At 68.0% G+C, this 26,923-nt stretch carries 22 protein-coding genes, 3 rRNA genes and 3 pseudogenes; 7 read left to right on the forward strand and 21 right to left on the reverse strand.

What is annotated here, in order from left to right:
* Positions 1–219: 219 nt before the first annotated feature.
* The 4 genes from recN to OHA98_RS27885 form a co-directional block, all read right to left on the reverse strand.
* Entirely contained in the window at positions 220–1,965 is a 1,746-nt protein-coding gene (gene recN, locus OHA98_RS27870) for a DNA repair protein RecN (protein ID WP_266929483.1), read from the reverse strand.
* Between the two features lie 97 nt (positions 1,966–2,062).
* The gene (locus OHA98_RS27875; RefSeq protein WP_266929484.1) at positions 2,063–2,968 is read right to left on the reverse strand and encodes an NAD kinase; all 906 of its coding nucleotides are present in this window, start codon (positions 2,966–2,968) and stop codon (positions 2,063–2,065) included.
* The gene (locus tag OHA98_RS27880) at positions 2,965–3,780 is read right to left on the reverse strand and encodes a TlyA family RNA methyltransferase (RefSeq protein ID WP_266929485.1); all 816 of its coding nucleotides are present in this window, start codon (positions 3,778–3,780) and stop codon (positions 2,965–2,967) included. Before OHA98_RS27880 ends, OHA98_RS27875 begins: the two co-directional genes overlap by 4 nt.
* A 7-nt stretch (positions 3,781–3,787) precedes the next feature.
* Positions 3,788–4,120, reverse strand: coding sequence for a hypothetical protein (locus OHA98_RS27885; RefSeq protein ID WP_266929486.1), 333 nt, complete (start codon positions 4,118–4,120; stop codon positions 3,788–3,790).
* A 42-nt stretch (positions 4,121–4,162) separates the two neighbouring features.
* Here OHA98_RS27885 and OHA98_RS27890 point away from each other — a divergent pair, with 42 nt between their 5' ends.
* Positions 4,163–4,510, forward strand: a complete 348-nt coding sequence (locus OHA98_RS27890) for an SCP2 sterol-binding domain-containing protein (protein ID WP_266929487.1) — start codon at positions 4,163–4,165, stop codon at positions 4,508–4,510.
* 27 nt (positions 4,511–4,537) lie between these two features.
* Here the strand turns inward: OHA98_RS27890 and OHA98_RS27895 are convergent, their stop codons facing one another.
* Together OHA98_RS27895 and OHA98_RS27900 are read right to left on the reverse strand one after the other, a co-directional pair.
* Complete coding sequence (locus OHA98_RS27895) at positions 4,538–5,446, reverse strand: ABC transporter ATP-binding protein (protein WP_266929488.1); 909 nt, start codon at positions 5,444–5,446, stop codon at positions 4,538–4,540.
* 184 nt (positions 5,447–5,630) lie between these two features.
* Positions 5,631–6,683: an HAD hydrolase-like protein gene (locus OHA98_RS27900; RefSeq protein WP_266929489.1), complete on the reverse strand. Its 1,053-nt coding sequence runs from the start codon at positions 6,681–6,683 to the stop codon at positions 5,631–5,633.
* A gap of 72 nt (positions 6,684–6,755) precedes the next feature.
* Between OHA98_RS27900 and OHA98_RS27905 the strand changes: the two genes are divergently transcribed.
* Positions 6,756–8,033, forward strand: coding sequence for a DUF1015 domain-containing protein (locus OHA98_RS27905; RefSeq protein ID WP_266929490.1), 1,278 nt, complete (start codon positions 6,756–6,758; stop codon positions 8,031–8,033).
* A 59-nt stretch (positions 8,034–8,092) separates the two neighbouring features.
* Here OHA98_RS27905 and OHA98_RS27910 read toward each other — a convergent pair whose 3' ends face one another.
* The 6 genes and pseudogenes from OHA98_RS27910 to OHA98_RS27935 form a co-directional block, all read right to left on the reverse strand.
* On the reverse strand, positions 8,093–8,836 hold the full coding sequence (locus tag OHA98_RS27910) for a tetratricopeptide repeat protein (protein WP_266929491.1): 744 nt from the start codon (positions 8,834–8,836) through the stop codon (positions 8,093–8,095).
* A complete protein-coding gene (locus OHA98_RS27915) occupies positions 8,836–10,215 on the reverse strand; it encodes a hypothetical protein (protein WP_266929492.1) in 1,380 nt (459 codons plus the stop codon). The genes OHA98_RS27910 and OHA98_RS27915 overlap by 1 nt, the downstream gene beginning before the upstream one ends.
* Before the next feature lie 207 nt (positions 10,216–10,422).
* Positions 10,423–10,539, reverse strand: a 5S ribosomal RNA gene (rrf, locus tag OHA98_RS27920).
* A 108-nt stretch (positions 10,540–10,647) separates the two neighbouring features.
* Positions 10,648–13,773: ribosomal RNA gene (locus OHA98_RS27925) — 23S ribosomal RNA — on the reverse strand.
* Between the two features lie 306 nt (positions 13,774–14,079).
* Positions 14,080–15,605 (reverse strand): 16S ribosomal RNA (locus OHA98_RS27930).
* Together the 16S, 23S and 5S rRNA genes form the textbook arrangement of a ribosomal RNA operon.
* A gap of 661 nt (positions 15,606–16,266) precedes the next feature.
* Positions 16,267–16,539: pseudogene (locus OHA98_RS27935) on the reverse strand (DNA-3-methyladenine glycosylase); the annotation flags it as partial.
* 57 nt (positions 16,540–16,596) lie between these two features.
* On the opposite strand from OHA98_RS27935, the pseudogene OHA98_RS42770 reads away from it, so the two are divergent.
* Positions 16,597–16,710: pseudogene (locus OHA98_RS42770) on the forward strand (recombinase family protein); the annotation flags it as partial.
* Positions 16,711–16,812: 102 nt separating this feature from the next.
* Here OHA98_RS42770 and OHA98_RS27940 read toward each other — a convergent pair.
* Together OHA98_RS27940 and OHA98_RS27945 are read right to left on the reverse strand one after the other, a co-directional pair.
* Positions 16,813–17,424: a DNA-3-methyladenine glycosylase gene (locus OHA98_RS27940; RefSeq protein WP_266929493.1), complete on the reverse strand. Its 612-nt coding sequence runs from the start codon at positions 17,422–17,424 to the stop codon at positions 16,813–16,815.
* 19 nt (positions 17,425–17,443) lie between these two features.
* Positions 17,444–17,695: pseudogene (locus OHA98_RS27945) on the reverse strand (DNA-3-methyladenine glycosylase); the annotation flags it as partial.
* Positions 17,696–17,782: 87 nt separating this feature from the next.
* Here OHA98_RS27945 and OHA98_RS27950 point away from each other — a divergent pair.
* The 3 genes from OHA98_RS27950 (at position 17,783) to OHA98_RS27960 (ending at position 19,819) form a co-directional block, all read left to right on the forward strand.
* Complete coding sequence (locus OHA98_RS27950) at positions 17,783–18,565, forward strand: sporulation protein (RefSeq protein ID WP_266929494.1); 783 nt, start codon at positions 17,783–17,785, stop codon at positions 18,563–18,565.
* A 73-nt stretch (positions 18,566–18,638) separates the two neighbouring features.
* Entirely contained in the window at positions 18,639–19,166 is a 528-nt protein-coding gene (locus OHA98_RS27955; protein ID WP_266929495.1) for a YbhB/YbcL family Raf kinase inhibitor-like protein, read from the forward strand.
* A 146-nt stretch (positions 19,167–19,312) separates the two neighbouring features.
* Positions 19,313–19,819: an HNH endonuclease gene (locus OHA98_RS27960; RefSeq protein WP_266929496.1), complete on the forward strand. Its 507-nt coding sequence runs from the start codon at positions 19,313–19,315 to the stop codon at positions 19,817–19,819.
* A 61-nt stretch (positions 19,820–19,880) separates the two neighbouring features.
* On the opposite strand, the gene OHA98_RS27965 is transcribed toward OHA98_RS27960, so the two are convergent.
* The 4 genes from OHA98_RS27965 to OHA98_RS27980 all read right to left on the reverse strand — a co-directional run bounded on the left by OHA98_RS27965 (position 19,881) and on the right by OHA98_RS27980 (position 23,187).
* Entirely contained in the window at positions 19,881–20,654 is a 774-nt protein-coding gene (locus OHA98_RS27965) for a sulfite exporter TauE/SafE family protein (RefSeq protein WP_266929497.1), read from the reverse strand.
* Between the two features lie 101 nt (positions 20,655–20,755).
* On the reverse strand, positions 20,756–21,688 hold the full coding sequence (locus tag OHA98_RS27970; protein WP_266929498.1) for an SPFH domain-containing protein: 933 nt from the start codon (positions 21,686–21,688) through the stop codon (positions 20,756–20,758).
* A 150-nt stretch (positions 21,689–21,838) separates the two neighbouring features.
* Positions 21,839–22,267: an NfeD family protein gene (locus tag OHA98_RS27975; RefSeq protein ID WP_266929499.1), complete on the reverse strand. Its 429-nt coding sequence runs from the start codon at positions 22,265–22,267 to the stop codon at positions 21,839–21,841.
* Positions 22,268–22,389: 122 nt separating this feature from the next.
* A complete protein-coding gene (locus tag OHA98_RS27980) occupies positions 22,390–23,187 on the reverse strand; it encodes an ABC transporter ATP-binding protein (RefSeq protein WP_266929500.1) in 798 nt (265 codons plus the stop codon).
* 123 nt (positions 23,188–23,310) lie between these two features.
* Here OHA98_RS27980 and OHA98_RS27985 point away from each other — a divergent pair, with 123 nt between their 5' ends.
* Positions 23,311–24,099, forward strand: coding sequence for a hypothetical protein (locus OHA98_RS27985; RefSeq protein ID WP_266929502.1), 789 nt, complete (start codon positions 23,311–23,313; stop codon positions 24,097–24,099).
* Between the two features lie 179 nt (positions 24,100–24,278).
* Here the strand turns inward: OHA98_RS27985 and OHA98_RS27990 are convergent, their stop codons facing one another.
* From OHA98_RS27990 to OHA98_RS28000, 3 genes are all read right to left on the reverse strand, one after another.
* Positions 24,279–24,530, reverse strand: a complete 252-nt coding sequence (locus OHA98_RS27990) for a chaplin family protein (RefSeq protein WP_266929503.1) — start codon at positions 24,528–24,530, stop codon at positions 24,279–24,281.
* Positions 24,531–24,677: 147 nt separating this feature from the next.
* Positions 24,678–25,322: a response regulator transcription factor gene (locus tag OHA98_RS27995; RefSeq protein ID WP_266929505.1), complete on the reverse strand. Its 645-nt coding sequence runs from the start codon at positions 25,320–25,322 to the stop codon at positions 24,678–24,680.
* A complete protein-coding gene (locus tag OHA98_RS28000; protein ID WP_266929507.1) occupies positions 25,315–26,460 on the reverse strand; it encodes a GAF domain-containing sensor histidine kinase in 1,146 nt (381 codons plus the stop codon). Before OHA98_RS28000 ends, OHA98_RS27995 begins: the two co-directional genes overlap by 8 nt.
* Positions 26,461–26,923: the final 463 nt, after the last annotated feature.

Consider the following 26,923-nt stretch of genomic DNA (forward strand, 5'->3'; position numbering starts at 1 on the left):
CGCACGTTCCGGGACCGCAGGAACGTTGCTGCGGCACCTGCATCGACAACCGGACACACGTCATCACCCACATGGGTGAGATCTATGGCGCGAAATTGCCAACTCCGGTAGGGGCCCCGGGCAACGGGGGCACCGCGAACGCCCGGGGCGGCCGGGTGACGGGCCGTTCCCCCGTCACCCGGCCGCCCCGGACCGTCGCCCGCTCCCCCCGTCCGTCCGCTATCCGTCGGCGCGCGCCGTGGCCAGCAGCTCCTCGGCGTGGGCACGGGCCGTTTCGGAGTCCTCCTGGCCGGCCAGCATCCGGGACAGCTCCCGTACCCGGTCCTCGCCCTCCAGGACCGTGACACCGCTCCTGGTCACCGAGCCGTCCACCGTCTTCTCCACCAGCAGCTGGCGGTCGGCGAAGGCCGCCACCTGCGGCAGGTGCGTCACCACCACCACCTGCGCCGACCTGGCCAGCTTCGCCAGCCGGCGGCCCACCTCGACGGCCGCCTTCCCGCCGACTCCCGCGTCGACCTCGTCGAAGAGATAGGTCGGTACGGGGGCGGAGCCCGCGAAGACCACCTCGACGGCGAGCATCACCCGGGACAGCTCACCGCCCGAGGCACCCTTGGCGATCGGCCGGGGCGGCGCCCCGGGGTGCGGGGCCAGCAGCAGTTCGACCTCGTCGGCGCCGGACGGGCCGTACAGGACGCTCCGTCCGCCGATGTCGATGCCGGAGTCCTCGTCCGGCGCCCCGGTCTGCCGGATGGCGAAGGAGACCCGGGCGTGCGGCATGGCGAGGGAGGCCAGCTCGGCGGTCACCGCGTCGGCGAAACGCGTCGCCGCCTCCGTACGGGCGTCGGTCAACGCCTGCCCGAGCCCGGACAGTTCGGCGCGCAACGCGTCCCGCTCGGCCGTCAGCTCGCCGATCCGGTCGTCGTCGCCCTCCAGTTCGGTGAGCCGCCCCGCGCCCTCCTCGGCCCAGGCCAGTACGGCGGTGATGTCCTCGCCGTACTTACGGGTCAGCCCCGTGAGGGCGGCCCGCCGCTCCTCGACCGCGGCGAGCCGCAGCGGATCGGCGTCGAGCTGGTCCGCGTACCCGGACAGTTCCCCGGCCACATCGGCGAGCAGGATGGAGATCTCCCCGGTCCGCTCCGCCAGCGCGGCCAGCACCGGGTCATGGGCCCGTACCGCGTCCAGGGACCGCCCGGCGGCCGCGACCACGGTCGTGGCGTCGACGCCCTCCGGGTCCTCGGGGTCGCCCACGAGCGCGGTGTGCGCGAGGGCTGCCGCGGAGGCGAGGGCCTCCGCGTGACCGAGACGTTCGGCCTCGGCGGCCAGTTCGGCGTCCTCACCGGCCAGCGGGTCGACCGCGGCGACCTCGTTGAGGCCGAAGCGCAGCAGATCCGCCTCCTGGGCCCGCTCCCGGGCACGGGTGGTCAGCTCGTCGAGCTCCGAGACGACGGCCCGCAGCCGCCGGTAGGCCCCCTCGTACTTGACGTACGGCACATCGACGCCGCCGCCCGCGTACCGGTCCAGTGCCTGCCGCTGCCGCGCGGGCTTGAGCAGCCCCTGCTGGTCGGTCTGCCCGTGCACGGCGACCAGTTCGTCGGCGAGCTCGGCCAGCACCCCCACGGGCACGGATCTGCCCCCGAGGTGGGCCCGGGAGCGGCCCTCCGCCGAAACGGTACGGCTGATCAGCAACGCCCCGTCGTCGAGTTCCGCACCGGCCTCCTCGGCGCGCAGCGCGGCCGCGTCGCCGTCGGAGACGGTGATCCGTCCCTCGACGACCGCGGCCTTGGCGCCGATCCGCACCAGGGCAGGGTCGGCGCGCCCGCCGAGCAGCAGCCCGAGACTGGTGACGACCATGGTCTTGCCGGCCCCGGTCTCGCCCGTCACGGCGGTGAAGCCGGGTGACAGCTCCACCACCGCGTCGTCGATGACTCCGAGCGACCGTATCCGCATCTCCTCCAACACGGACATGACCTTACGAGGTCCGCGGCCCGGTGTGCGACGGCCCCCGGTCGTTAATTCACTCTCCCGGGCACCGGAAGGCCCCCCGCGACGGAGCACCGGAAGATCAGTTCGGAGCGCCCCGCCAGCCCGACACGGGCAGCGCGAACTTCGCCACCAGCCGGTCCGTGAACGAGGCCTGATGCAGCCGGGCCAGCCGCACGGGCACCGCGCCGCGCCGCACCTCGACGCGTGCGCCCGCCGGAAGTTCGACGGTCCTGCGCCCGTCGCACCAGAGCACCCCGTGCGGGGTGTGCGGCTGGACCTCGACGGCCAGCACGGAAGTGGGCGAGGTCACCAGCGGCTTGGCGAACAGGGCGTGCGCGCTGATCGGAACCATCAGCAGCGCCTCGACCTCGGGCCACACGACGGGCCCGCCCGCCGAGAAGGCGTACGCCGTCGAACCGGTCGGGGTGGCACAGACGATCCCGTCGCAGCCGAACCCGGTGACCGGCCGGCCGTCGATCTCCAGGACGACCTCCAGCATCCGGTCGGGCGACACCTTCTGCACGGCCGCCTCGTTGAGCGCCCAGTCGGTGTGGACGATGTCACCGTTGCTGTGGACCATCACATCGAGCGTCATCCGCTCCTCGACCCGGTACGCACGGGTGACGACCCGGTCGACCACCTTGTCCAGGTCGTCCCGCTCGGCCTCGGCGAGGAAGCCGACCCGGCCGAGGTTGACCCCCAGCATCGGTACGCCGGACGCCCGGGAGAACTCCGCGCCCCGCAGCAGGGTCCCGTCCCCGCCGAGGACGATCAGGAGTTCGCAGCCGTCCACGGCCCCCGGAGTGGTGTCCGTGACCGTCTCCACGGACGGCGGCAGCGGCAGATCGGCCGCCTCGGTCGCCAGGACCCGTACACCGAGGCCGCTGCGCAGCAGCCCCTGGACGACGAGCTCCGCGCTCCGGATCGCGGCCGGACGGCCGGTATGTGCCAAAAGAAAGACTGTTCGTGCCGCATTCGTCGTCAACGAGGCCCCTCCGCCACTGCACGGTCGACATCCGCGGGATCCAGCTCAGGTGCACCGGCCCGCAGCCACAGAAAGTACTCGACATTTCCCGCGGGTCCGGGCAACGGACTGGCCGTCACGCCCCGGACGCCCAGCCCCAGGCCCCAGGCCCGGCGCGCGACTTCCCGGACCGCCTCGGCCCGCAGCTGCGGGCTGCGCACGACGCCGCCGGTGCCGAGCCGCTCCTTGCCCACCTCGAACTGCGGCTTGACCATGAGGACCAGGTCCGCGTCGGGGGCGGCGCAGCGCGCGAGGGCGGGCAGCACGAGCCCCAGCGGAATGAACGACAGGTCGCCCACGACCAGGTCCACCGGCTCGCCGTCGATCGCCTCCAGGGTCAGCTCCCGCACGTTGGTGCGGTCCTTGACGGTGACGCGTTCGTCGGACCGGAGCGACCAGGCGAGCTGCCCGTAGCCGACGTCGACGGCGAGGACGTGTCCGGCACCGGCCCGCAGCAGGACATCGGTGAAACCCCCGGTGGACGCCCCGGCGTCCAGCGCCCGCCGCCCCTCGACCGCCAGTCCGAGGGGTACGAAGGCGGCAAGGGCGCCCGCGAGCTTGTGCCCGCCGCGCGAGACGTACTCGGGGTCGTTGTCGTCCTTGGTGACGACGACCGCGGCACTGGTCTCGACCTGGGTGGCGGGTTTGGTCGCGGTGTTGCCGCCGACGGTCACCCGCCCTTCGGCGATCAGCTGGCTCGCGTGCTCACGAGAGCGGGCGAGCTCTCGGCGTACCAGCTCGGCGTCGAGACGGCGACGTACCACTCCTGCCACGTTCGGTTCAGCTCCTGTTGTCGTACGAGGGCATGGGCGCGGGCCCGGGTGCGGGTGCCGGACGGGTGTCCAGCGAGGTCAGCGCATCGCGCAGCCCACGGTGTACATCCTCGTACACATCGATGTGCCCGTCCGCCGGGAGGTGGTCGGCATCGGCCAGCCGCTCCAGCTGGGCATCGACGTCCGCGCTGCCGGTGGGGGTGCGCCCGACGCCGATGGGTGCGGGGCCGGCCGGCTCGCGGGAGGGCTCGGCGGTGGGCCCGGCGGCCGCCGGGGCCACCGGAGGCTCCCCGAGCGTACTCGCGGGCGCCGTGTCCGGTCCCGGCATCCAGTCGCTCATGCCGAAACGCTACCGCGACGGGCCGGTGTACCGTCGATCATGATGGCGACCATGGCGGAGTGCCGCAGCGCACTCGACAGACTTTCCGAGAATCTCGCAGGGGCCGACGGCGACGTACGCAGCGCGGCTGCCCTCGACCGTTCGCTGAGCTGCCACATCAAGGACCTCGACATCACGTTCACCGGCCGATTGGCGGATGGCCGGATCCGGGTGCTCGACACGGTCGAGGGCCCGCCCCGGGAGAAGGCCGAGATCCGTCTCGCCATGACCGGCGACGACCTGGTGGCGATGGTGAACGGCGACCTGAACTTCGCCAAGGCGTGGGGATCGGGCCGGGTCCGCCTGGAGGCGGGCTTCCGGGACCTGTTGAAGCTCAGAGCACTGCTGTGAGGGCGGGGGCACTTCCCCGCCCCTCACTCACACCGCCCGCGCCGAAGCCTTCACCGCACCGCCGTCGCCGGCACCCCCGTCACCGGCCTCCCCATCGGCACCCCCGGCGGCGCCCGTGTCGGTGACCGTGTCGGTGACCGCTCCCGCCCGGCGCTTCTTGCGCGCGGCGGGCACCACCAGCGGCGTGCCCGTCTCCGGATCGTCGATCACCTGGCACCGCATCCCGAACACCCGCTCCACCAGCTCCGCCGTCACGACGTCCGACGGCGCCCCCTCGGCGAGGATCTCGCCGTCCCGCATCGCGATGAGATGGGTGGCGTACCGGGCAGCGTGGTTCAGGTCGTGCAGCACCGCCACGAGCGTGCGTCCCCGCGTCTCGTGCAGTTCGGCGCAGAGGTCCAGCACATCGATCTGGTGCTGGATGTCGAGATACGTCGTCGGCTCGTCGAGGAGCAGCAGCGGGGTCTGCTGCGCGAGCGCCATGGCTATCCACACCCGCTGGCGCTGACCGCCGGACAATTCGTCGACATAGCGATCGGAGAGATCGGCCACGCCCGTCGACTCCATCGACTCGACGACGACGCGCTCGTCCTCCGGCGACCACTGGCGCAGCAGCCCCTGGTGCGGATACCGGCCGCGGGCGACGAGATCCGCGACGGTGATGCCGTCCGGGGCGATGGAGGTCTGGGGCAGCAGCCCCAGCGTCCTGGCGACCTGCTTCGCGGGCATCCGGTGGATGGTCTGCCCGTCCAGCAGCACCTGACCGGCGCTCGGCTTCAGCATCCGGGCGAGCGCACGCAACAGCGTCGACTTGCCACAGGCGTTGGGCCCGACGATCACCGTGAAGGAGTTGTCGGGAATCTCCACCGAGAGGTTCTCGGCGATGATCCGCCGGTCGTAGCCAAGGGTCACCGAGTCCGCGGTGAGGCGCTGCATGGTCGTACTCCCGGGATTCGATGGGTGGGGTCCGCGCGGTGCGCGCGCCGGGCGCGAGCCGTACGGAGGGGCGGGCAGAAGGGCGGACAGGAACCCTGGAGAACCGCAGACCACCGACCACCAGCAAGTTAGGTTAGCCTACCCTCCACCTGGAGGCCGTTCCCGGAGCCACCGGCCGGACCCCCTACAGCCCGAGCACGGCGATCGCCTTCCCCGCGTCCAGCCCGCACGAACCCTCGCCGGCGAACGTCCACGCGGCCCCGCACAGCGCCCGCAGCCCGTCGATCACGTCGCCGTCGCCGTCTCCGTCCCCGTCGCCGCCCTCCAGCACCAGGGCCTCCTCGCGTACGAAGGCCGTCCAGTCCCCGCACCGGAACACCCCACCGGTCACCGTCACCTCGGGCTGCCCCGTCAGCAACCCCCGCAGGTCCCGGTCCACATAGGTCGGCCGGTGGTGCGGCCCGGCGGCCAGCAGCCGCGCCGCGTCGGTCACTCCGGTCAGCACGAGCAGCGAGTCCACGCCTCCGTTGGACGCCCCCTCGATGTCCGTGTCCAGCCGGTCGCCGACCACGAGCGGCCGCTCGGCCCCGGTCCGCAGCACGGTCTCGCGGTGCATGGGGGGCAACGGCTTCCCGGCGACCTGGGGCTCGGCGCCGGTGGCGATCCGTACGACCTCCACCGCGGCACCGTTTCCGGGCGCGATACCGCGGGCACTCGGAATGGTCAGATCGGTGTTGGACGCGAACCACGGGAGTCCCCGGGCGATCGCGTAGCTCGCCTCGGCGAAGCGCCCCCACGCCATGTCCGGCCCGCCGTACCCCTGTGCCACCGCGACCGGTCCGTCGTCCGCCGAATCCACCGGCACCAGACCGCGCTCGCGCAGCGCGACCCGCAGCCCCTCCCCGCCGATCACCAGCACCCGGGCACCGGACGGCAGCTGATCCGACATCAGCCGGGCCACCGCCTGTGCCGAGGTGATCACATCGGTGGGTTCGGCCGGTACGCCCAGCTCGGTCAGGTGCTCCGCCACCGCGTCCGGTGTCCGCAGCGCGTTGTTGGTCACGTACGCGAGATGCATCCCGCCGTCCCGCGCGGTGCCCAGCGACTCGACGGCGTGCACGATCGCCTGCCCGCCCGCGTACACCACCCCGTCCAGGTCGAGCAAGGCCGTGTCGTACGCCTCGCTCAGCGCCGTGCGACTCCCGCGCGGCCGGGACGCGTACTGCTGGTCACTCATATGTCCTCGCTCCTCGATACAGGCTTCTCCCCCGATCATCGCGCATGCGCCGAGCGCACATACGATGCAGAAATGAACACATCAGGTCCCGCCGTGCAGGGGCTGCGGCTGATTCCGTTCCGCGGGCTGCGTTACGTCCCCGAGCAGGTGGGCAGCCTCGCCGCGGTGACCTCGCCCCCGTACGACGTCGTCGTCAGGCCCGACGGACTGCACCACCTGGAGTCGGCGGACCCGCACAACATCGTCCGGCTGATCCTGCCGCAGGCGGACACCGCCGAGGCCCGCCACCGGCAGGCCGCCGAGACCCTCGGCCGCTGGCTGGCGGAGGGCGTCCTCGCCCCGGACCCCGCACCGGCGCTCTACGTCTACGAGCAGCGCAACAGCGAGATCCTGCAACGCGGGCTGATCGGCGCCCTGGCGCTCTCGCCCGCCGCCGACGGCATCGTCCTCCCGCACGAGGACGTCATGGACCACATCGTCGAGGACCGGGCGGACCTCATGCGGACGACCCAGGCCCATCTGGAACCGCTGCTTCTCACCTACCGCGGCGACGGCCGGCCGACGGGCGTGGCCAACGTCATCGAGCGCGTGACGGACCGCCCACCCCTGCTCGCCACCACGACGGAGGACGGTTTCAGCCACCGTCTCTGGGCCGTCACCGACCCCGCCGAACGGGCCGAGGCGGAGACCGGTCTCTCCCACCACCAGGCGCTCATCGCCGACGGCCACCATCGCTGGGCGACGTACCTCCGGCTCCAGCGCGAGCAGACCGCGCCCGGCCCGTGGGACTTCGGCCTGGTCCTCCTCGTCGACACGGCCCGCTACCCGCTCCAGGTCCGCGCCATCCACCGGCTGCTGCGCGGCCTGCCGGTGACGAAGGCGGTGGCAGCCCTCACCGGCCTCTGCCGCGTACGGAAGACCGAAGGGCCGCTCCCCCTCGCCCTCGACGCCCTGGCGGAGGCGGCAGCCGAAGGCAACGCGTTCCTCCTCGCGGGCGACGGCGGGTTCCACCTGGTGGACCGCCCGGACCCGGCCCTCCTGGCCCGTACGGTCCCGGCCGACCGCCCCCCGGCCTGGCGCACCCTGGACGCGACGGTCCTGCACTCCACACTGCTGGACCATGTCTGGCGAATCCCCGACGCCCCCGAACACATCTCGTACATCCACGACACCGCGGCCGCCGTCGAGCAGGCCGAACGGCTCGGGGCGACGGCCGTGCTGATGCACCCGGTACGTGAAGAGGTCGTCCGGGACCTGGCCAGGCAAGGCGTGACCATGCCCCGCAAGTCGACGTCCTTCGGCCCCAAGCCGGCCACCGGCCTGGTACTGCGCAGCCTCGACATCGGCTGAGGACTCCGGAAACGGAAAAGGGCGGCACTCCGGAAGGAGTGCCGCCCTTTCTTCACCGCTTACGCCTTGGCGGAACCGTCCGCCTCGTCTTCGTCTTCGTCGTCCGAAACCTCGGCGCCGTCAACGGTGCCGTCCTCGTCCTGGTCCGCACCGGCGTCCGCTTCCGCGCCCGATGCCTCGTCGTCCCCGAGGGCGTCCACGAACTCCACCCCGTCGAGCTCGGCGAGCCGGTCCGACGCGTCGGTCGAACCGTCCTTGTCGGCCTCCAGCGCCTTCGCGAACCACTCACGCGCCTCGTCCTCGCGCCCCGCTTCGAGCAGGGCGTCCGCGTACGCGTAGCGAAGACGCGGCGTCCAGGGCTGAACGGAGCTGGAAGCGAGCTCGGGGCTCTGCAACGTGACGATGGCGGCGTCGATCTGCCCCATGTCCCGGCGGGCCCCGGCCGCGACGAGACGCATCTCGACCTGCCCGGCCTTGTCCAGCTTCTGGACCTCGGGGTCACCGGCCATGGCCATGGCCCTCTCGGGCCGCCCCAGCCCACGCTCGCAGTCGGCCATGACGGGCCACAGGTCCACGGACCCGGTCATCCGCCGCGCCGCCCGGAACTCCGCCAGCGCCTCGGCGTACTTCTGCGTCGCGTACGCCGCGAAGCCGGCCGCCTCACGCACCGCTGCGACCCGCGAAGCCAGCCGCAGGGCGATGCGTGCGTACGCGTATGCCTGCTCGGGGTCCTCGTCGATCAGCCGGGCCACCATGACGAGGTTGCGCGCGACATCCTCGGCGAGGGTCTTCGGCAGGCTCATCAGCTCCTGCCGCACGTCCTTGTCGATCTCGTCACCGGTGACATCATCCGGGATCGGGAGGCGCTTGATCGGGTCGCGGTCGCGGTCCCGGTCGTCACGCCGCCCGAAACCACCGCGGTCGTCGCGCTGACCGCCGCGGTAGCCACCGCGGTCGTCATCACGACGCGGCCCACGATCACGATCACGGTCGTCGCGGCGGAAACCGCCACCGGCGCCGCCGCCACCGCGGTTGTCGTCGCGGCGGAAGCCGCCACCGGAGGGGCGGTCGTCGTCGCGACGCGGCCCACGCGGCCGGTCATCACGACGCTCGAAACCACCGCCCGGACGCCCACCACGGTCGTCACGCTGCTGACCACCGCGGTACCCACCACGGTCATCATCACGACGCGGCCCACGATCACGATCACGGTCATCACGACGGAAGCCACCACCGGCGCCGCCGCCACCGCGGTTGTCATCACGACGGAAACCACCGCCACCGCTGCCACCACGGTCCTCGCGGCGGAAACCGCCACCGGCGCCGCCGCCGCGGTTGTCGTCACGGCGGAAGCCGCCACCGGAGGGGCGGTCGTCATCGCGACGCGGCCCACGCGGCCGGTCATCACGACGCTCGAAACCACCGCCCGGACGCCCACCACGGTCATCACGCTGCTGACCACCGCGATACCCACCACGGTCATCATCACGACGGAAACCACCGCCACCGCTGCCACCACGGTCGTCACGGCGGAAACCACCGCCAGCGCCACCGCCACGGTTGTCATCACGACGGAAACCACCACCGGCGCCGCCGCCACCGCGGTTGTCATCGCGGCGGAAGCCGCCACCGGAGGGGCGGTCGTCATCGCGACGCGGCCCACGCGGCCGGTCATCACGACGCTCGAAACCACCACCGGGACGCCCACCACGGTCGTCGCGGCGGAAACCGCCACCGGCGCCGCCGCCACCGCGGTTGTCATCGCGGCGGAAGCCGCCACCGGAGGGGCGGTCGTCATCGCGACGCGGCCCACGCGGCCGGTCATCACGACGCTCGAAACCACCGCCCGGACGCCCACCACGGTCATCACGCTGCTGACCACCGCGATACCCACCACGGTCATCATCACGACGGAAACCACCGCCACCGCTGCCACCACGGTCGTCACGGCGGAAACCACCGCCAGCGCCACCGCCACGGTTGTCATCACGACGGAAACCACCACCGGCGGCACCACCGCGGTTGTCATCACGGCGCGGTCCACGGTCACGGTCGTCACGACGGAAACCGCCACCGCCACCGCCACCGCCGCTGCCCGAGGGCCGGCTGTCGTCACGGCGGAAACCACCGCGGTCGTTGTCACGTCGAGGCGCACCGGAACCGGACCGGTCGTCACGACCACCGCGGAAACCGCCCCTGTCACCACCGTCCCGGCGACGCGGCTCGCGCTCCGGACGATCGTCGGGAGAGTTGGTGGACATGGGTGTGACTCCTGTCTTCGGGTACCACAGACATTCTCGCGCAGCCGACGATCCGACGCGCTTCGGCAAAAACAAAAAGGACCCTTGGTCCCAGCGTGAACGCTGGGACCAAGGGTCCTTGAAAGATTGTTCGGCGGCGTCCTACTCTCCCACAGGGTCCCCCCTGCAGTACCATCGGCGCTGAAAGGCTTAGCTTCCGGGTTCGAAATGTAACCGGGCGTTTCCCTAACGCAATGACCACCGAAACCCTATCGGGTTCTAGCGAACAAGCACACTTTTCAATTAAGTAGTGAAGCTGTTCAACCGGTGCGACTGTTCGCAACCCGGGAACAACACAGTGGACGCGAGCAACTGAGGACAAGCCCTCGGCCTATTAGTACCAGTCAGCTCCACCCGTTACCGGGCTTCCACATCTGGCCTATCAACCCAGTCGTCTACTGGGAGCCTTAACCCTTCAAGAGGGTGGGAATACTCATCTCGAAGCAGGCTTCCCGCTTAGATGCTTTCAGCGGTTATCCTTTCCGAACGTAGCCAACCAGCCATGCCCTTGGCAGGACAACTGGCACACCAGAGGTTCGTCCGTCCCGGTCCTCTCGTACTAGGGACAGCCCTTCTCAATATTCCTACGCGCACAGCGGATAGGGACCGAACTGTCTCACGACGTTCTAAACCCAGCTCGCGTACCGCTTTAATGGGCGAACAGCCCAACCCTTGGGACCGACTCCAGCCCCAGGATGCGACGAGCCGACATCGAGGTGCCAAACCATCCCGTCGATATGGACTCTTGGGGAAGATCAGCCTGTTATCCCCGGGGTACCTTTTATCCGTTGAGCGACAGCGCTTCCACAAGCCACTGCCGGATCACTAGTCCCGACTTTCGTCCCTGCTCGACCCGTCGGTCTCACAGTCAAGCTCCCTTGTGCACTTACACTCAACACCTGATTGCCAACCAGGCTGAGGGAACCTTTGGGCGCCTCCGTTACTCTTTAGGAGGCAACCGCCCCAGTTAAACTACCCATCAGACACTGTCCCTGATCCGGATCACGGACCCAGGTTAGACATCCAGCACGACCAGAGTGGTATTTCAACGACGACTCCACAACCACTGGCGTGGCCGCTTCAAAGTCTCCCACCTATCCTACACAAGCCGAACCGAACACCAATATCAAACTATAGTAAAGGTCCCGGGGTCTTTCCGTCCTGCTGCGCGAAACGAGCATCTTTACTCGTAGTGCAATTTCACCGGGCCTATGGTTGAGACAGTCGAGAAGTCGTTACGCCATTCGTGCAGGTCGGAACTTACCCGACAAGGAATTTCGCTACCTTAGGATGGTTATAGTTACCACCGCCGTTTACTGGCGCTTAAGTTCTCAGCTTCGCACACCCGAAAGTGCACTAACCGGTCCCCTTAACGTTCCAGCACCGGGCAGGCGTCAGTCCGTATACATCGCCTTACGGCTTCGCACGGACCTGTGTTTTTAGTAAACAGTCGCTTCTCGCTGGTCTCTGCGGCCACCCCCAGCTCACCGAGTAAATCGGATCACCAGTGATGGCCCCCCTTCTCCCGAAGTTACGGGGGCATTTTGCCGAGTTCCTTAACCATAGTTCACCCGAACGCCTCGGTATTCTCTACCTGACCACCTGAGTCGGTTTAGGGTACGGGCCGCCATGAAACTCGCTAGAGGCTTTTCTCGACAGCATAGGATCATCCACTTCACCACAATCGGCTCGGCATCAGGTCTCACCCTTATATGTGTGACGGATTTGCCTACCACACGGGCTACACCCTTACCCCGGGACAACCACCGCCCGGGCTGGACTACCTTCCTGCGTCACCCCATCGCTTACCTACTACAAGTCTGGTTCATCGGCTCCACCACTACCCTCAACTCCGAAGAGATCGGGCCGGCTTCACGGACTTAGCATCGCCTGATTCAGTACTGGGCGTTTCAAAGCGGGTACCGGAATATCAACCGGTTGTCCATCGACTACGCCTGTCGGCCTCGCCTTAGGTCCCGACTTACCCTGGGCAGATCAGCTTGACCCAGGAACCCTTAGTCAATCGGCGCACACGTTTCTCACGTGTGTATCGCTACTCATGCCTGCATTCTCACTCGTGAACCGTCCACAACTCGCTTCCGCGGCTGCTTCACCCGGCACACGACGCTCCCCTACCCATCCGTACTCCCGTTGGGGATATATGTACGAATGACACGACTTCGGCGGTACGCTTGAGCCCCGCTACATTGTCGGCGCGGAATCACTTGACCAGTGAGCTATTACGCACTCTTTCAAGGGTGGCTGCTTCTAAGCCAACCTCCTGGTTGTCTCTGCGACTCCACATCCTTTCCCACTTAGCGTACGCTTAGGGGCCTTAGTCGATGCTCTGGGCTGTTTCCCTCTCGACCATGGAGCTTATCCCCCACAGTCTCACTGCCGTGCTCTCACTTACCGGCATTCGGAGTTTGGCTAAGGTCAGTAACCCGGTAGGGCCCATCGCCTATCCAGTGCTCTACCTCCGGCAAGAAACACACGACGCTGCACCTAAATGCATTTCGGGGAGAACCAGCTATCACGGAGTTTGATTGGCCTTTCACCCCTAACCACAGGTCATCCCCCAGGTTTTCAACCCTGGTGGGTTCGGTCCTCCACGAAGTCTTACCTCCGCTTCAACCTGCCCATGGCTAGATCACTCCGCTTCGGGTCTTGAGCGCGCTACTAAATCGCCCTATTCGGACTCGCTTTCGCTACGGCTTCCCCACACGGGTTAACCTCGCAACACACCGCAAACTCGCAGGCTCATTCTTCAAAAGGCACGCAGTCACGACTGCATGTGCAAGCACATACAGCGACGCTCCCACGGCTTGTAGGCACACGGTTTCAGGTACTATTTCACTCCGCTCCCGCGGTACTTTTCACCATTCCCTCACGGTACTATCCGCTATCGGTCACCAGGGAATATTTAGGCTTAGCGGGTGGTCCCGCCAGATTCACACGGGATTTCTCGGGCCCCGTGCTACTTGGGTGTCTCTTAAACGAGCCGTTAATGTTTCAGCTACGGGGGTCTTACCCTCTACGCCGGACCTTTCGCATGTCCTTCGCCTACATCAACGGTTTCTGACTCGTCTCACAGCCGGCAGACCGTGAAAAAGAGATCCCACAACCCCGCATGCGCAACCCCTGCCGGGTATCACACGCATACGGTTTGGCCTCATCCAGTTTCGCTCGCCACTACTCCCGGAATCACGGTTGTTTTCTCTTCCTGAGGGTACTGAGATGTTTCACTTCCCCTCGTTCCCTCCACACTGCCTATGTGTTCAGCAGCGGGTGACAGCCCATGACGACTGCCGGGTTTCCCCATTCGGAAACCCCCGGATCAAAGCTTGGTTGACAGCTCCCCGGGGACTATCGTGGCCTCCCACGTCCTTCATCGGTTCCTGGTGCCAAGGCATCCACCGTGCGCCCTTAAAAACTTGGCCACAGATGCTCGCGTCCACTGTGCAGTTCTCAAGCAACGACCAGCCACCCATCACCCCGTCTTGTCCGACGAGTTCACTGGGGCCGGCGTCGAAGGCAGCCTTGCGGCCATACCTTCAGACACCCAACAGCGCGCCCAGTACCCGGAATTCATTCGGTTCGTTTTCCACGCTCCGAGGAGCAGTACTCACGACCCGGTTGAACCACCAGGTACTGAATAGTCAACGTTCCACCCATGAGCTGACCACCGTCGAACATTTGCCGACGTAGTGGCTCTGGATTCCTTGCGGAATCTAGATGCTCCTTAGAAAGGAGGTGATCCAGCCGCACCTTCCGGTACGGCTACCTTGTTACGACTTCGTCCCAATCGCCAGTCCCACCTTCGACAGCTCCCTCCCACAAGGGGTTGGGCCACCGGCTTCGGGTGTTACCGACTTTCGTGACGTGACGGGCGGTGTGTACAAGGCCCGGGAACGTATTCACCGCAGCAATGCTGATCTGCGATTACTAGCAACTCCGACTTCATGGGGTCGAGTTGCAGACCCCAATCCGAACTGAGACCGGCTTTTTGAGATTCGCTCCGCCTCGCGGCATCGCAGCTCATTGTACCGGCCATTGTAGCACGTGTGCAGCCCAAGACATAAGGGGCATGATGACTTGACGTCGTCCCCACCTTCCTCCGAGTTGACCCCGGCAGTCTCCTGTGAGTCCCCATCACCCCGAAGGGCATGCTGGCAACACAGAACAAGGGTTGCGCTCGTTGCGGGACTTAACCCAACATCTCACGACACGAGCTGACGACAGCCATGCACCACCTGTATACCGACCACAAGGGGGGCACCATCTCTGATGCTTTCCGGTATATGTCAAGCCTTGGTAAGGTTCTTCGCGTTGCGTCGAATTAAGCCACATGCTCCGCTGCTTGTGCGGGCCCCCGTCAATTCCTTTGAGTTTTAGCCTTGCGGCCGTACTCCCCAGGCGGGGAACTTAATGCGTTAGCTGCGGCACCGACGACGTGGAATGTCGCCAACACCTAGTTCCCAACGTTTACGGCGTGGACTACCAGGGTATCTAATCCTGTTCGCTCCCCACGCTTTCGCTCCTCAGCGTCAGTAATGGCCCAGAGATCCGCCTTCGCCACCGGTGTTCCTCCTGATATCTGCGCATTTCACCGCTACACCAGGAATTCCGATCTCCCCTACCACACTCTAGCTAGCCCGTATCGAATGCAGACCCGGGGTTAAGCCCCGGGCTTTCACATCCGACGTGACAAGCCGCCTACGAGCTCTTTACGCCCAATAATTCCGGACAACGCTTGCGCCCTACGTATTACCGCGGCTGCTGGCACGTAGTTAGCCGGCGCTTCTTCTGCAGGTACCGTCACTCTCGCTTCTTCCCTGCTGAAAGAGGTTTACAACCCGAAGGCCGTCATCCCTCACGCGGCGTCGCTGCATCAGGCTTTCGCCCATTGTGCAATATTCCCCACTGCTGCCTCCCGTAGGAGTCTGGGCCGTGTCTCAGTCCCAGTGTGGCCGGTCGCCCTCTCAGGCCGGCTACCCGTCGTCGCCTTGGTAGGCCATTACCCCACCAACAAGCTGATAGGCCGCGGGCTCATCCTTCACCGCCGGAGCTTTTAACCCCCACCCATGCAGGCAGGAGTGTTATCCGGTATTAGACCCCGTTTCCAGGGCTTGTCCCAGAGTGAAGGGCAGATTGCCCACGTGTTACTCACCCGTTCGCCACTAATCCACCCCGAAGGGCTTCATCGTTCGACTTGCATGTGTTAAGCACGCCGCCAGCGTTCGTCCTGAGCCAGGATCAAACTCTCCGTGAATGTTTTCCCGTAATCGGGACACACATCACGAGAGCGGAACGACCGGTCGGAATAAGACCAGTCGTTCACAGCGTCCTCGCTGTGTAATTGCCTACCGGAACCGTGAGGCCCGGCAGGACTTTCAAAGGAACCACCAACCTGCCGAAGCAGGCCGGGGTATCAACATATCTGGCGTTGACTTTTGGCACGCTGTTGAGTTCTCAAGGAACGGACGCTTCCTTCGGTCCCGTTTCACCGGGGCCCTCCGGGCGCTTCCCTTCGTTCTTGCGTTTCCGACTCTATCAGACTCTTTCGTGTCCGATTCCCGGTCGAAGCGGGTCAAACTTTTTTCGCTTTCCAGTTCTTCGCTTTCGCGTTTCCCTTTCCGGCGAGTCCGACTTTACCAGACTCTTTCCGTTCCGTTTCCGGTCCGAATTCGATTCCAGCAGCCTGCGGAGTGGCCTTTGCCTTTCGGCGTGTCCACTACTTTAGCGGATTCCCTTGACGACTCATAATCGAGTCGATCGGACGAATTACGGCATGCCGAATTCGCACCCGTCAGGGTGATTCGTCAGTAGTGGTTTGGCCGCTTCGGGATGCTCGATCCGGTCCGATGGACCGTACCGACAGCAGTGCCCGTGTCAAGCGGCTCGGACTACATTAGGCGTACGCCCGGGCGCCGTCAAGTTGCGCGGCGGCGGGGTGCGTGGGCCCGGTAGGGGCTCACCGTGCGCTCCCCGTCGATCCAGAAGCGCCAGCGCTGATGGGCCCCGTCGCCGCCCCCGCCCGTGCGGGGACCGCCGCGTACCCGGTCGCGCGGTGGCGGAGTGCCGTTCAGCAGGGACAACGGCGCGGTGCGGCCCGCGACGACGTCGCTGCCGTTCAGCGCGCGGTCGATGCCGAGAGCGGCGGCCGGGCGGGCCGGGCCCCTGGCCGGTTCACTGTCGTCGCGGGCCGGAGCACTCGCCCCTTCGGCTTCGAGCGGGACGGACGGCACGGGGAAGCAGAGGCGGAGGCCCTCCGGCAGGCGTACCGGGATGTCCTGGCCGGCGTCACCCTCTGGTCCATCGCGAAGGACTGGAACACGCGTGGGCTGCTCTCGCCGCACGGCAAGGAGTGGCGCAGCTCGAAGTGTCAGGCCGCCGTCACTCAAGGGTGGGGCAAGAAGAACGCGGCAGGCGAGCGGTACCGCATCTACACCTGTTTCGGGCACGCGAAGAACAGCGGCTCAGGCTCCGGCGGGCGGTTTGGCTCTTGGGCTCAGTCGGTACGCCGAGACCGTCGGATCACCGGCGAGGCAGAACCGGTGTTGCCAGTCGTGAGCCTTGCTCACGCCTACCCGGGGGCCAGCCTGGATGAGCGCGGCAGGTACCGACTCCCCCTCGGACAGCACGACCGAGGTACCTGTCAGGAGTTCAGCGCCGTTGTGCTCTCCTGTGATGCCGAGTGCCTGGCAGAAGTTCCCCGGGCCTCGGGCAAGGCGTGGGGTCTCGACCCTCTCCCCTCGTCGCTTGCGTGCCAGGCCTTCCCCCTCGATGACCCTGCCTGCCCGGATGAGGACGGCCGAGGCTACGCCGTCCGTCCCGGTGACGACGTTGGCGCACCAGTGAAGACCGTGGGACCGGTAGACGTACAGATGTCCTGCGGGTCCGAACATGACGGCATTACGGGGTGTCTGGCCCCGGTAGGCATGGGAAGCAGGGTCAGCCTCACCGGAGTACGCCTCGGTCTCCGTGATCGCGATGCTTACGGTTCCCTCGGGGGTCTTGCAGGTGAGGACACTCCCGAGCAGCTTGGGGGCGACCTCTTCAGCAGGATGGGAGAGGAGGTCAACGTTCATGCTGATCGCCTTGGCATGCGTAGGTGAAGTTGACATAGCTGTGGCCCGGCGAGCCGAACATCACGCTGTTGCGGGCCGTGCGACCGCGGAACGCGTGAGACCCGGGGTCGACCTCCCCCGCGTAGGCCTCCACCTCGGTGAGACGCAGCTCGATGGGGCCGTCGTCCGTGCGGCGGACGAGAGTGCGGCCCAGCAGGTCAGGGGCGACATCTAGTATGGATCGGTCGAAAAAGTCCCGCGTCAGCGGCGTACGGTCCAGGCCCTCGGTCATGGCGCCCGAGGGTACTGGCATCGGCGTTCCGGGAACCGGCTACGGTCGTGGCGCGTATGTAGGGGTCAGGACCAAGAAGGAGTAAACATGGGCTTCAAGCGGCTGCTCGCGAGCATGGGTGCCGGTGGTGCTTCGGTGGAGACCGAGCTCACCGAGGCCAACGTCGTCCCCGGTGGGGTCGTTCAGGGCGAGGTGCGGATCCAGGGCGGATCCGTGGACCAGCAGATCGAGGGGCTCTCCGTCGGTCTCCAGGCCCGGGTCGAGGTCGAGGGCAACGACCAGGAGACCAAGCAGGACATCGAGTTCACCAAGCTGAGTCTCGGCGGTGCCTTCGAGGTGCGGGCCGGCGCCGTGCATGTGGTGCCGTTCGGCCTGGAGATTCCGTGGGAGACGCCGATCACGATGTTCGCGGGCCGGCAGCTGCACGGCATGAACATCGGGGTGACGACCGAGCTGGAGATCGCCCGCGCGGTGGACTCCGGTGACCTCGACCCGATCAATGTGCACCCGCTGCCCGCCCAGCAGGCCATCCTGGACGCCTTCGGGCAGCTGGGCTTCGGCTTCCGCAGCGCGGACATGGAGCGGGGTCACATCCGCGGTACGCGGCAGCGGCTGCCGTTCTACCAGGAGATCGAGTTCTTCCCGCCGCAGCAGTACCGGGGCCTGAACCAGGTGGAGCTCACCTTCGTCTCCGACGACCGCGAGATGGACGTCATCCTGGAGATGGACAAGAAGCCGGGTCTCTTCAGCGAGGGCAGCGACTCGTACCGGGCGTTCAAGGTCTCGCTGACCGAATTCCAGCAGACCGACTGGGCCGCGTACCTGAACCAGTGGCTGTCCCAGGTCGGCGGGCAGCGCAACTGGCTCTAGCGCCCTCCCGGCGAACTAGGGTCGTCGGGGAGACCTGTCGACAGCAGGTTTGCCGATCAGGAGAGGTGCTGACGTGACCGACCCGAAGAGGGCGCCACTGCCCCACGACTTCCATCCCGAGGTCCCCTCGTTCACCGTGGTGAGCGGGGACCTCGCTCCGGGAGCCGTGCTGGCGGACGCGCAGGTGCTCGCGGCGGGGAACACCTCGCCGCGGCTGCGGTGGGAGGGTTTCCCGGCGGAGACCCGGAGTTTCGCCGTGACGTGCTTCGACCCGGACGCCCCCACGGGCAGCGGGTTCTGGCACTGGGTGGTCTTCGACATCCCGGCGTCCGTCACGGAACTGCCGGCCGGTGCGGGCAGCGGGTCGTTCGAAGGCCTGCCGCCGGGTGCCGTCCAGGCCCGTAACGACTACGGGTCGAAGGAGTTCGGCGGTGCCGCTCCACCGGCCGGGGAGAACCACCGCTATGTGTTCACCGTGTACGCGGTGGACACGGAGAAGCTCGGCATCGACAGCGATGTCTCTCCGGCGGTGGCCGGATTCAATCTGCGGTTCCACACGCTCGGCCGTGCTCAGCTGATCGGTGAGTACACGGGCCCGTAGGCGATGAGTTCTTCTGTTGTTTGCCCTGCCCTGGTCTTGGAGAGACCAGGGCAGGGCATTTTTTATTGCGTTGTCCATCGCGGCCCGCCCAGCCAGAGTTGATCCGGGCCTGCCAGGGGGCGGGCGGCACACGGGAGGTGGGCGGAATGCGTGACACGCTGGTTCTCAACGCGAGCTTCGAGCCGCTGTCGACAGTGACTCTCAACCGTGCGGTGGTACTGGTCCTGACCGACAAGGCCGTCGTCGAGCAGTCGCATCCCCTCCTCCGTATGCGCGGTGCCGCCGTGGATATTCCGGTGCCCCGGGTGATCAGGCTCTGCCGGTACGTACGGGTGCCGTTCCGAAGACATGCCCCCTGGTCCAGGAGGGGCGTGCTGATACGGGACCAGCACCGGTGCGCGTACTGCGGGCGGCGGGCCAGCACCGTCGACCATGTGGTGCCGCGTGCCCAGGGGGGTCAGGACACCTGGCTGAACACGGTGGCCTCGTGCGCCGAGGACAACCACCGCAAGGCGGCCCGGACACCGGAGCAGGCGGACATGCCGCTGCTGCGGCAGCCCTTCGTGCCGACGCCGGCCGACGCGATGCTGCTGGCCATGGGGGCCGGTGACCGCTCGGCGCTGCCGGCGTGGCTGGACCGCTCGGCGGCGTGAGCCGCGTACGCCTCTTGCCGTACCGGAAGCCCGCCTCCGTGGGGAGGCGGGCTTCCGTATGTCAGCGGAGCACCAGCTGGACGATGGCGACCGTGCCGACCGCGACGATCAGGACGCGCAGCACGGTGGGACTGAGGCGGCGGCCGACCTTGGCCCCTATCTGCCCGCCGATGGCCGAGCCGACGGCGATCAGGAGGACGGCCGTCCAGTCGAAGTCCGCGACGAAGAGGAAGAACAGCGCGGCGATGCTGTTCACGACGGCGGCCAGGACGTTCTTGACCGCGTTGAGACGCTGCATGGTGTCGTCGAGCAGCATGCCCATCAGGGAGAGATAAATGATCCCCTGGGCCGCGGTGAAGTAGCCGCCGTACACGCTGGCGAGCATCAGGCCCGTGAACAGGAGCGGGCCGCCGTCCGGGCGGGCCGGTGTTCCGCTCTGCTCACGGCGGCGCTGGACCGCCTTGCTGATGCGGGGCTGCAGGATGACGAGGACGAGGGCCAGGGCCACCAGGACCGGCACGATCGTCTCGAATGCCGTGGAGGGCAGGGCCAGCAGGAGGGTCGCCCCGGCGAGGCCGCCGATCGCGGCTCCGATGCTCAGCCGGAGAACGCGACGGCGCTGTCCGGCGAGCTCCTTACGGTAGCCGATGGCCCCGCTGATGGAGCCGGGGATCAGACCGAGGGCGTTGGAGACGGTGGCGGTGACCGGCGGCAGGCCGGTGGCGAGCAGTACGGGGAAGGTGATCAGGGTGCCTGAGCCGACGATCGTATTGATCGTGCCCGCGCCGACACCGGCCGCGAAGATCGCGAGTATTTCCCAGATGGACAAGGCCATCTCCTTCGATGGTCAGTGATGCCTCCCCGCCATGAAGGTCGAGGGGCCTCACTGATCATGCACGAAGTCCGGTCCGGACAGGGGGCCGGGGGTGATTCCGGTCAGTCGAGCGGGGGTTCCTCGCGGCGTTCCTTGGCGGTGGTGTCGAAGCCGGGTACTCCGCCGCCGAGGTTGCCGAAGGCTCCGCTGAGGCCCTTGAGGGCGTCCCCGATCTCGCTGGGCACGATCCAGAGCTTGTTGGCGTCGCCCTCGGCGATCTTCGGGAGCATCTGGAGGTACTGGTACGAGAGGAGCTTCTGGTCCGGGTCCCCGGCGTGGATGGACTCGAAGACCGTACGGATGGCCTGTGCCTCACCTTCGGCGCGCAGCGCCGCCGCCTTCGACTCACCCTCGGCGCGCAGGATCGCGGACTGCTTCTCGCCTTCGGCGGTGAGGATCTGGGACTGCCTGATGCCTTCCGCGGTGAGGATCGCGGCGCGCTTGTCACGGTCGGCGCGCATCTGCTTCTCCATCGAGTCCTGGATGGAGGTGGGCGGCTCGATCGCCTTGAGCTCGACGCGGTTGACGCGGATGCCCCACTTGCCGGTGGCCTCGTCGAGGACGCCGCGGAGGGCCGCGTTGATCTCCTCGCGGGAGGTGAGGGTCCGCTCCAGGTCCATACCGCCGATGATGTTGCGCAGGGTGGTGACGGTGAGCTGCTCGATCGCCTGGATGTAGCTGGCGACTTCGTAGGTCGCCGCACGCGCGTCGGTCACCTGGTAGTAGATGACGGTGTCGATGTTGACGACCAGGTTGTCCTGGGTGATCACCGGCTGCGGCGGGAACGGAACGACCTGTTCTCGGAGGTCGATCCGGTTGCGGATGGAGTCGATGAACGGGACGACGATGTTCAGGCCCGCGTTGAGGGTGCGTGTGTAGCGCCCGAATCGCTCCACGATGGCCGCGCTGGCCTGCGGGATGACCTGGATCGTCTTGATCAGGGCGATGAAGACGAGCACCACCAGAATGATCAGGACGATGATGATCGGTTGCATCGTGTGTCTCGTGCCCTTCGGTTGCCGACGGATCGCGATGACCGTGCCGAACTCTCCATGAGCCGGGGTCCGGTGACCGCGGTTCTCATGATGATCGACATGATCGACTTCGAGTCTGGCAGACCGTGGCCCGCCACGTGCGGGGTTCGGTCACATAACGACGGCCGTCGCTCCGTCGATGTCCACGACATCGACCTGCTGGCCGGGTTCGAAACTCTGGTCGCTGTCCAGGGTGCGGGCGGACCAGATCTCACCACCGAGCTTGATGCGCCCGCCGGCGGCGTCGACCCGTTCCAGGACGACGGCCTGACGGCCTTTCAGCGCGTCGATGCCCGTGGCGTACTGGGCCTGGCCCGCGCGGTGTCTGGCGGCGATCGGGCGCACCACGGCGATGAGCGCCACGGAGACCACGACGAAGACCAGTACCTGGGCGACGATGCCACCGCCGAGGGCCGCGACGACTGCCGCCGCCACCGCTCCGACGGCGAACATCCCGAACTCGGGCATCGCGGTCAGGACGAGGGGGATGCCCAGTCCCACCGCGCCGATCAGCCACCACACCCACGCGTCGATGTCCACATGGTCATCGTAGGACTGTCGGCCGCGCACGGACAGGGCGCCGGGCACTCTCAGTGTCCCGATCCGTCAACTGGGGTGCCGCGAAAGGCCGATGGCCGATTCCCGGTGGCCGGTCACGGGTCTCAGGAGAGCGGCAGACCGCGCGCCGTGTAGCGGTCGCCGACGTGCTCGACGACGAGCGGCAGACCGAAGCAGAGGGAGAGGTTGCGGGAGGTGAGCTCGGTCTCCATGGGTCCGGCCGCGAGCACCTTGCCCTGCCGGATCATCAGGACGTGGGTGAAGCCGGGCGCGATCTCCTCGACATGGTGGGTGACCATGATCATGGACGGGGCGTACGGGTCGCGGGCGAGCCGGCCGAGGCGGCGGACCAGGTCCTCGCGGCCGCCGAGGTCGAGCCCGGCGGCGGGCTCGTCCAGGAGGAGCAGTTCGGGGTCGGTCATCATCGCGCGGGCGATCAGGGTGCGCTTGCGCTCGCCCTCGGAGAGGGTGCCGAACTTGCGGCCCAGGTAATCGGTCATGCCGAGCCGGTCGAGGAAGGCGCGGGCGCGCTCCTCGTCGACGGCCTCGTAGTTCTCGTGCCAGGTGGCGGTCATCCCGTACGCGGCGGTGAGCACCGTCTGCAGCACGGTCTGGCGCTTGGGCAGCTTGTCGGCCATGGCCACGCCCGCGATGCCGATCCGGGGGCGGAGCTCGAAGACGTCGGTGCCGACGCCGCCCAGCCGCTCGCCGAGGACGGCGGCCGTACCGGTGCTCGGGAAGAGGTAACTGGACGCGATGTTGAGGAGCGTCGTCTTGCCGGCGCCGTTCGGGCCGAGGATGACCCAGCGCTCCCCCTCCTTGACCGACCAGGAGACGTCGTCCACCAGAGCGCGTCCGTCGCGGACCACGGATACGTCCACCAGCTCCAGTACATCGCTCATGAGCGCGTTGTCTCCCTCATGCAGTCTCGAGATTGTCGCGTGCCTGTGGGCACAGCTCCCAGGGAAAACCTACGCCACCGCCGGAGTGCTTCAGGCGTGAGGTCCGTTCCCTAGGCTGTTCCCATGCTTTCGGAACCACGCTCAGGGCTGTTGGCCGCCTGGGGAAACGCGCTTCTGGCCGGACTCGTATCGCCGGACGACGCCGCCCTCGCGATCGTCGGGGAGGACGCGGTGCACCGCGTCGAGGGATTGCCGGGTGAGGCGGGGCCGGTCGGGCTCACGCTGGCGCTCGGCCGACTGCGGCGGCTGGGGGCGACCGGATTCCGGGTCGCCCTGCCGGTGCCGGGGCATCCGCTGGGGCTGAGCGGGCCCCCGGAGTTCAACGCGCGGGCGCTGGAGGCCGAGGAGGCGGTGGTCACGTCCGGGGTGCCGTACGGGCTGGTGCCGGAGGTGAGCGGGGCGGGGCCCGCCGGGGACCGGCACGTCGAGGTGGTGTGGCGCGTGCTGCCGGTGCGGGAGGCGCCGCCGGCCGATGTGCCGTCGCTGGGTGAGGCGGAGCGGGAGCTCGCGGAGGCGCTGCGGGACGCGACGGCGGTGCTGTCGCGGCTGGACGTGGCCGGGTCCGGGCCGGTGGCGGAGGCCGCCCTGGACGCGTACCGGGCGCGGGCCGAGCGGGGGCGCGAGGTGCTGGCGCCCGGGTATCCGCCGCGGGCGGTGCGGGTGCTGGAGCTGGCCCAGCGGGTCGGGCTGCTGGTCTCGGTGGCGTACGAGAACGGGCACGGGGGTGCGGTGAGCGCGTCCGAGATCGCGGCGCGGGGCGAGGCGCTCCGGCCGGTGGAGCGGGTGGCGCGGCGGGCACAGGTGGCGGCGTACAACGCGTATGTGGAGGACGCGGAGCGCAGGCGCGGGTAGTTCCCCACGCCTCGGGGGCTCCCACCCACGCGAGAGCCGGAGCGGGAGCGCGAGAGCCGGGAACGCGAGAGCCCGAAGCAGGAACGCGGGAGCGCGGGAGCCTGGAGCGCGAGAGCCGGACGGCCCCCTCGGTGGGGACGTCCGGCTCTCCGGGACCGGGGTCGGTCAGTGGCTGTCGGTCAGTGGTTCAGGCCGAAGTTGCCGAACGCCGGGTTGAGCAGGCCGATCACGTTGACCGTGTTGCCGACCACGTTCACCGGGACGTGGACCGGGACCTGGACCGCGTTGCCGCTGCCCACGCCCGGGGAGTGGGCGGCGGTGGCGTGGGCGTCCGCGCCGCTGTGACCGGTCGCGGAGGCAGCACCGGCACCGGTGGCGATGATTCCGCCGGCGATCATGGTGACGGCTGCGGCCTTCTTCAGGTTCTTCACTTCAGGCTCCTCCTGGAAACGCCGCGGCCGACCGGCCGCAGCACGCTCTGGAGAACGCCGCAGCCCGAAACGGGTTACGCCGTGTGAGTGACATACACCCGACAGTATGAATCTCAGCCTGGCGGGAACCTTCCGCTCGGCCCCGTCTCAGCCGGCCGCCCCATGGCGTACGGCCCAGAGAGCGGCCTGCGTCCGGTCCGCCAGGTCGAGCTTCATCAGGATGTTCGACACATGTGTCTTCACGGTCTTCTCGGAGAGGACCAGGGCTCGCGCGATCTCGCGGTTGGAGCGGCCGTCGGCGATGAGGCCGAGCACTTCCCGTTCCCGTTCGGTGAGGGTGCTCCCCCGGCCCGTGCCGCCACCCGCGTCGTCCTGGGCGAGCAGGGCCCCGGCGACCTCCGGCTGGAGCAGGACGTGGCCCGCGTGGACGGAGCGGATGGCCCCGGCCAGGGCGTCCGGGTCGACGTCCTTATACACGTAGCCGGAGGCCCCCGCGCGCAGGGCGGGGACCACCGTGCGCTGCTCGGTGAAGCTGGTGACGATGAGGACCTTGGCAGGGTTGTCCAGCTCGCGGAGCTTGCGCAGGGCCTCTATGCCGTCGGTGCCGGGCATCTTGATGTCCATCAGTACGACATCGGGCCGGAGCTCCTCCGTCCTGGCGACCCCCTCGGCGCCGTCCGCGGCCTCGCCGACGACCTCTATGTCGTCCTGGATCTCCAGGAACGTACGCAGCCCGCGGCGGACCACCTGGTGGTCGTCGACCAGCAGCACCCTGATGATCTTGTCAGCCACCGGGCACCTCCATCTCGATCGTGGTGCCCTTGCCGGGCACCGATTCAACGGTGAGCTTTCCGCCGACGCCGCCGGCCCGGTGGCGCATCGAGACGAGGCCGAGATGACGGCCCGCACGCCGGACCGCCGTGACATCGAACCCGCTGCCGTCGTCGGTGATCCGCAGCACCACCGCGGGGCCGCGCCGGGCCAGGGTGACGGTGACATACCCGGCGCCGGAGTGGCGCAGGGCGTTGTGCAGAGCCTCCTGGGCGACCCGCAGCAGCGCTTCCTCCTGGGCGGCGGGCAGAGCGCGCACTCCGGCGCTCTCGAACGTGACCGCCGCGCTGTGGGCCCGGTCCAGGACCTGGATCTGCGTACGGAGGGTGGCGACCAGGCCGTCCTCGTCGAGCGCGGCGGGGCGCAGCTCGACGACGGCGGCGCGCAGCTCGTCCACGGCTTCCGCGGCGAGGGCGGCGACCTGCTGGAGCTCGCCCTTGGCACGGGCCGGGTCGCGGTCGACGAGGGTGGCGGCGGCCTGTGCGGTGAGCCGGAGCGAGAAGAGCTTCTGGCTGACCGCGTCGTGCAGTTCATGGGCGAGGCGTGAGCGCTCCTCGGCGATGGTCAGCTCGCGGCTGCGTTCGTACAGGCGGGCGTTGGTCAGGGCGATCGCCGCGTGCTGGGCGAGCATCGACAGCAGTTCCTCGTCCTCGGCGGTGAAGCCGCAGCTGCCCTCGGCCTTGGGACACTTCTTGTTGGCCAGGTAGAGCGCGCCGATGATCTCGTCGCCGTCCTGAATGGGCAGGCCGAGGAAGTCCGACATATCGGGGTGGGCGTCGGGCCAGCCGCCGAACCGGGGGTCCTTGCGCACGTCGGCGAGCCGCGCCGGCTTCGCCTCGTGGAGCATCGCGGCGAGGATGCCGTGCTGCCGGGGCAGCGGGCCGATGGCCTTCCACTGCTCGTCGGTGATGCCGTCGACGACGAACTGGGCGAAGCCGCCGTGGTCGTCGGGAACGCCCAGGGCCGCGTACTCGGCGTCGAGCAGTTCGCGGGCGGACGTGACGATCGTCTTGAGGACGTCACGCATTTCGAGATGCCGGCTCATGGCGAGCAGCGCGGCACTCACCGCGGCGAGGGCGGACGGTGGGCGATGGCTCATGTGGCTCACGGTACCGGCGGGGCCCGACAGCCGTATCGGGCTGTGGACGGCCGGGCGGAGGGGCGGGGACCAGGACTTTCCTCGCCCGGTCCTCGGTCCCGAGCCCTAGGACCGGGGACCTGGAACCGGTGTCCGACGCCCCGGGGCCGGAGGGCCGGGGGCCGGCCGGGCAGCGGGCAGCGGAGTACAGGGCGGACGGAGTCGGGCCGTCGGCGCCTTGGGGCGGTGGGGCGCTACGGCCCGGGTAGGGCGAGGCGCCGGGCCGGCTGCACCTCCGGCATGAGTCCGGGGACGCCCCTCTCATCCTCCCGAAGGAGAAGGCTCACGCTCCGGATTGCCGGAGCAACGGGTGGTGAAACCGCCGCTCCGCCGATGTGAGCCCGCACATAGGACCCACGTCACTTACGAAGCCTGCTAGTGGATACCCAAGGGGCAATTGGGTGGGCATGAGCGGGCACGGGCA

The sequence above is a fragment of the Streptomyces sp. NBC_00654 genome, assembly GCF_026341775.1.
In the GTDB taxonomy this organism is placed as follows: domain Bacteria; phylum Actinomycetota; class Actinomycetes; order Streptomycetales; family Streptomycetaceae; genus Streptomyces.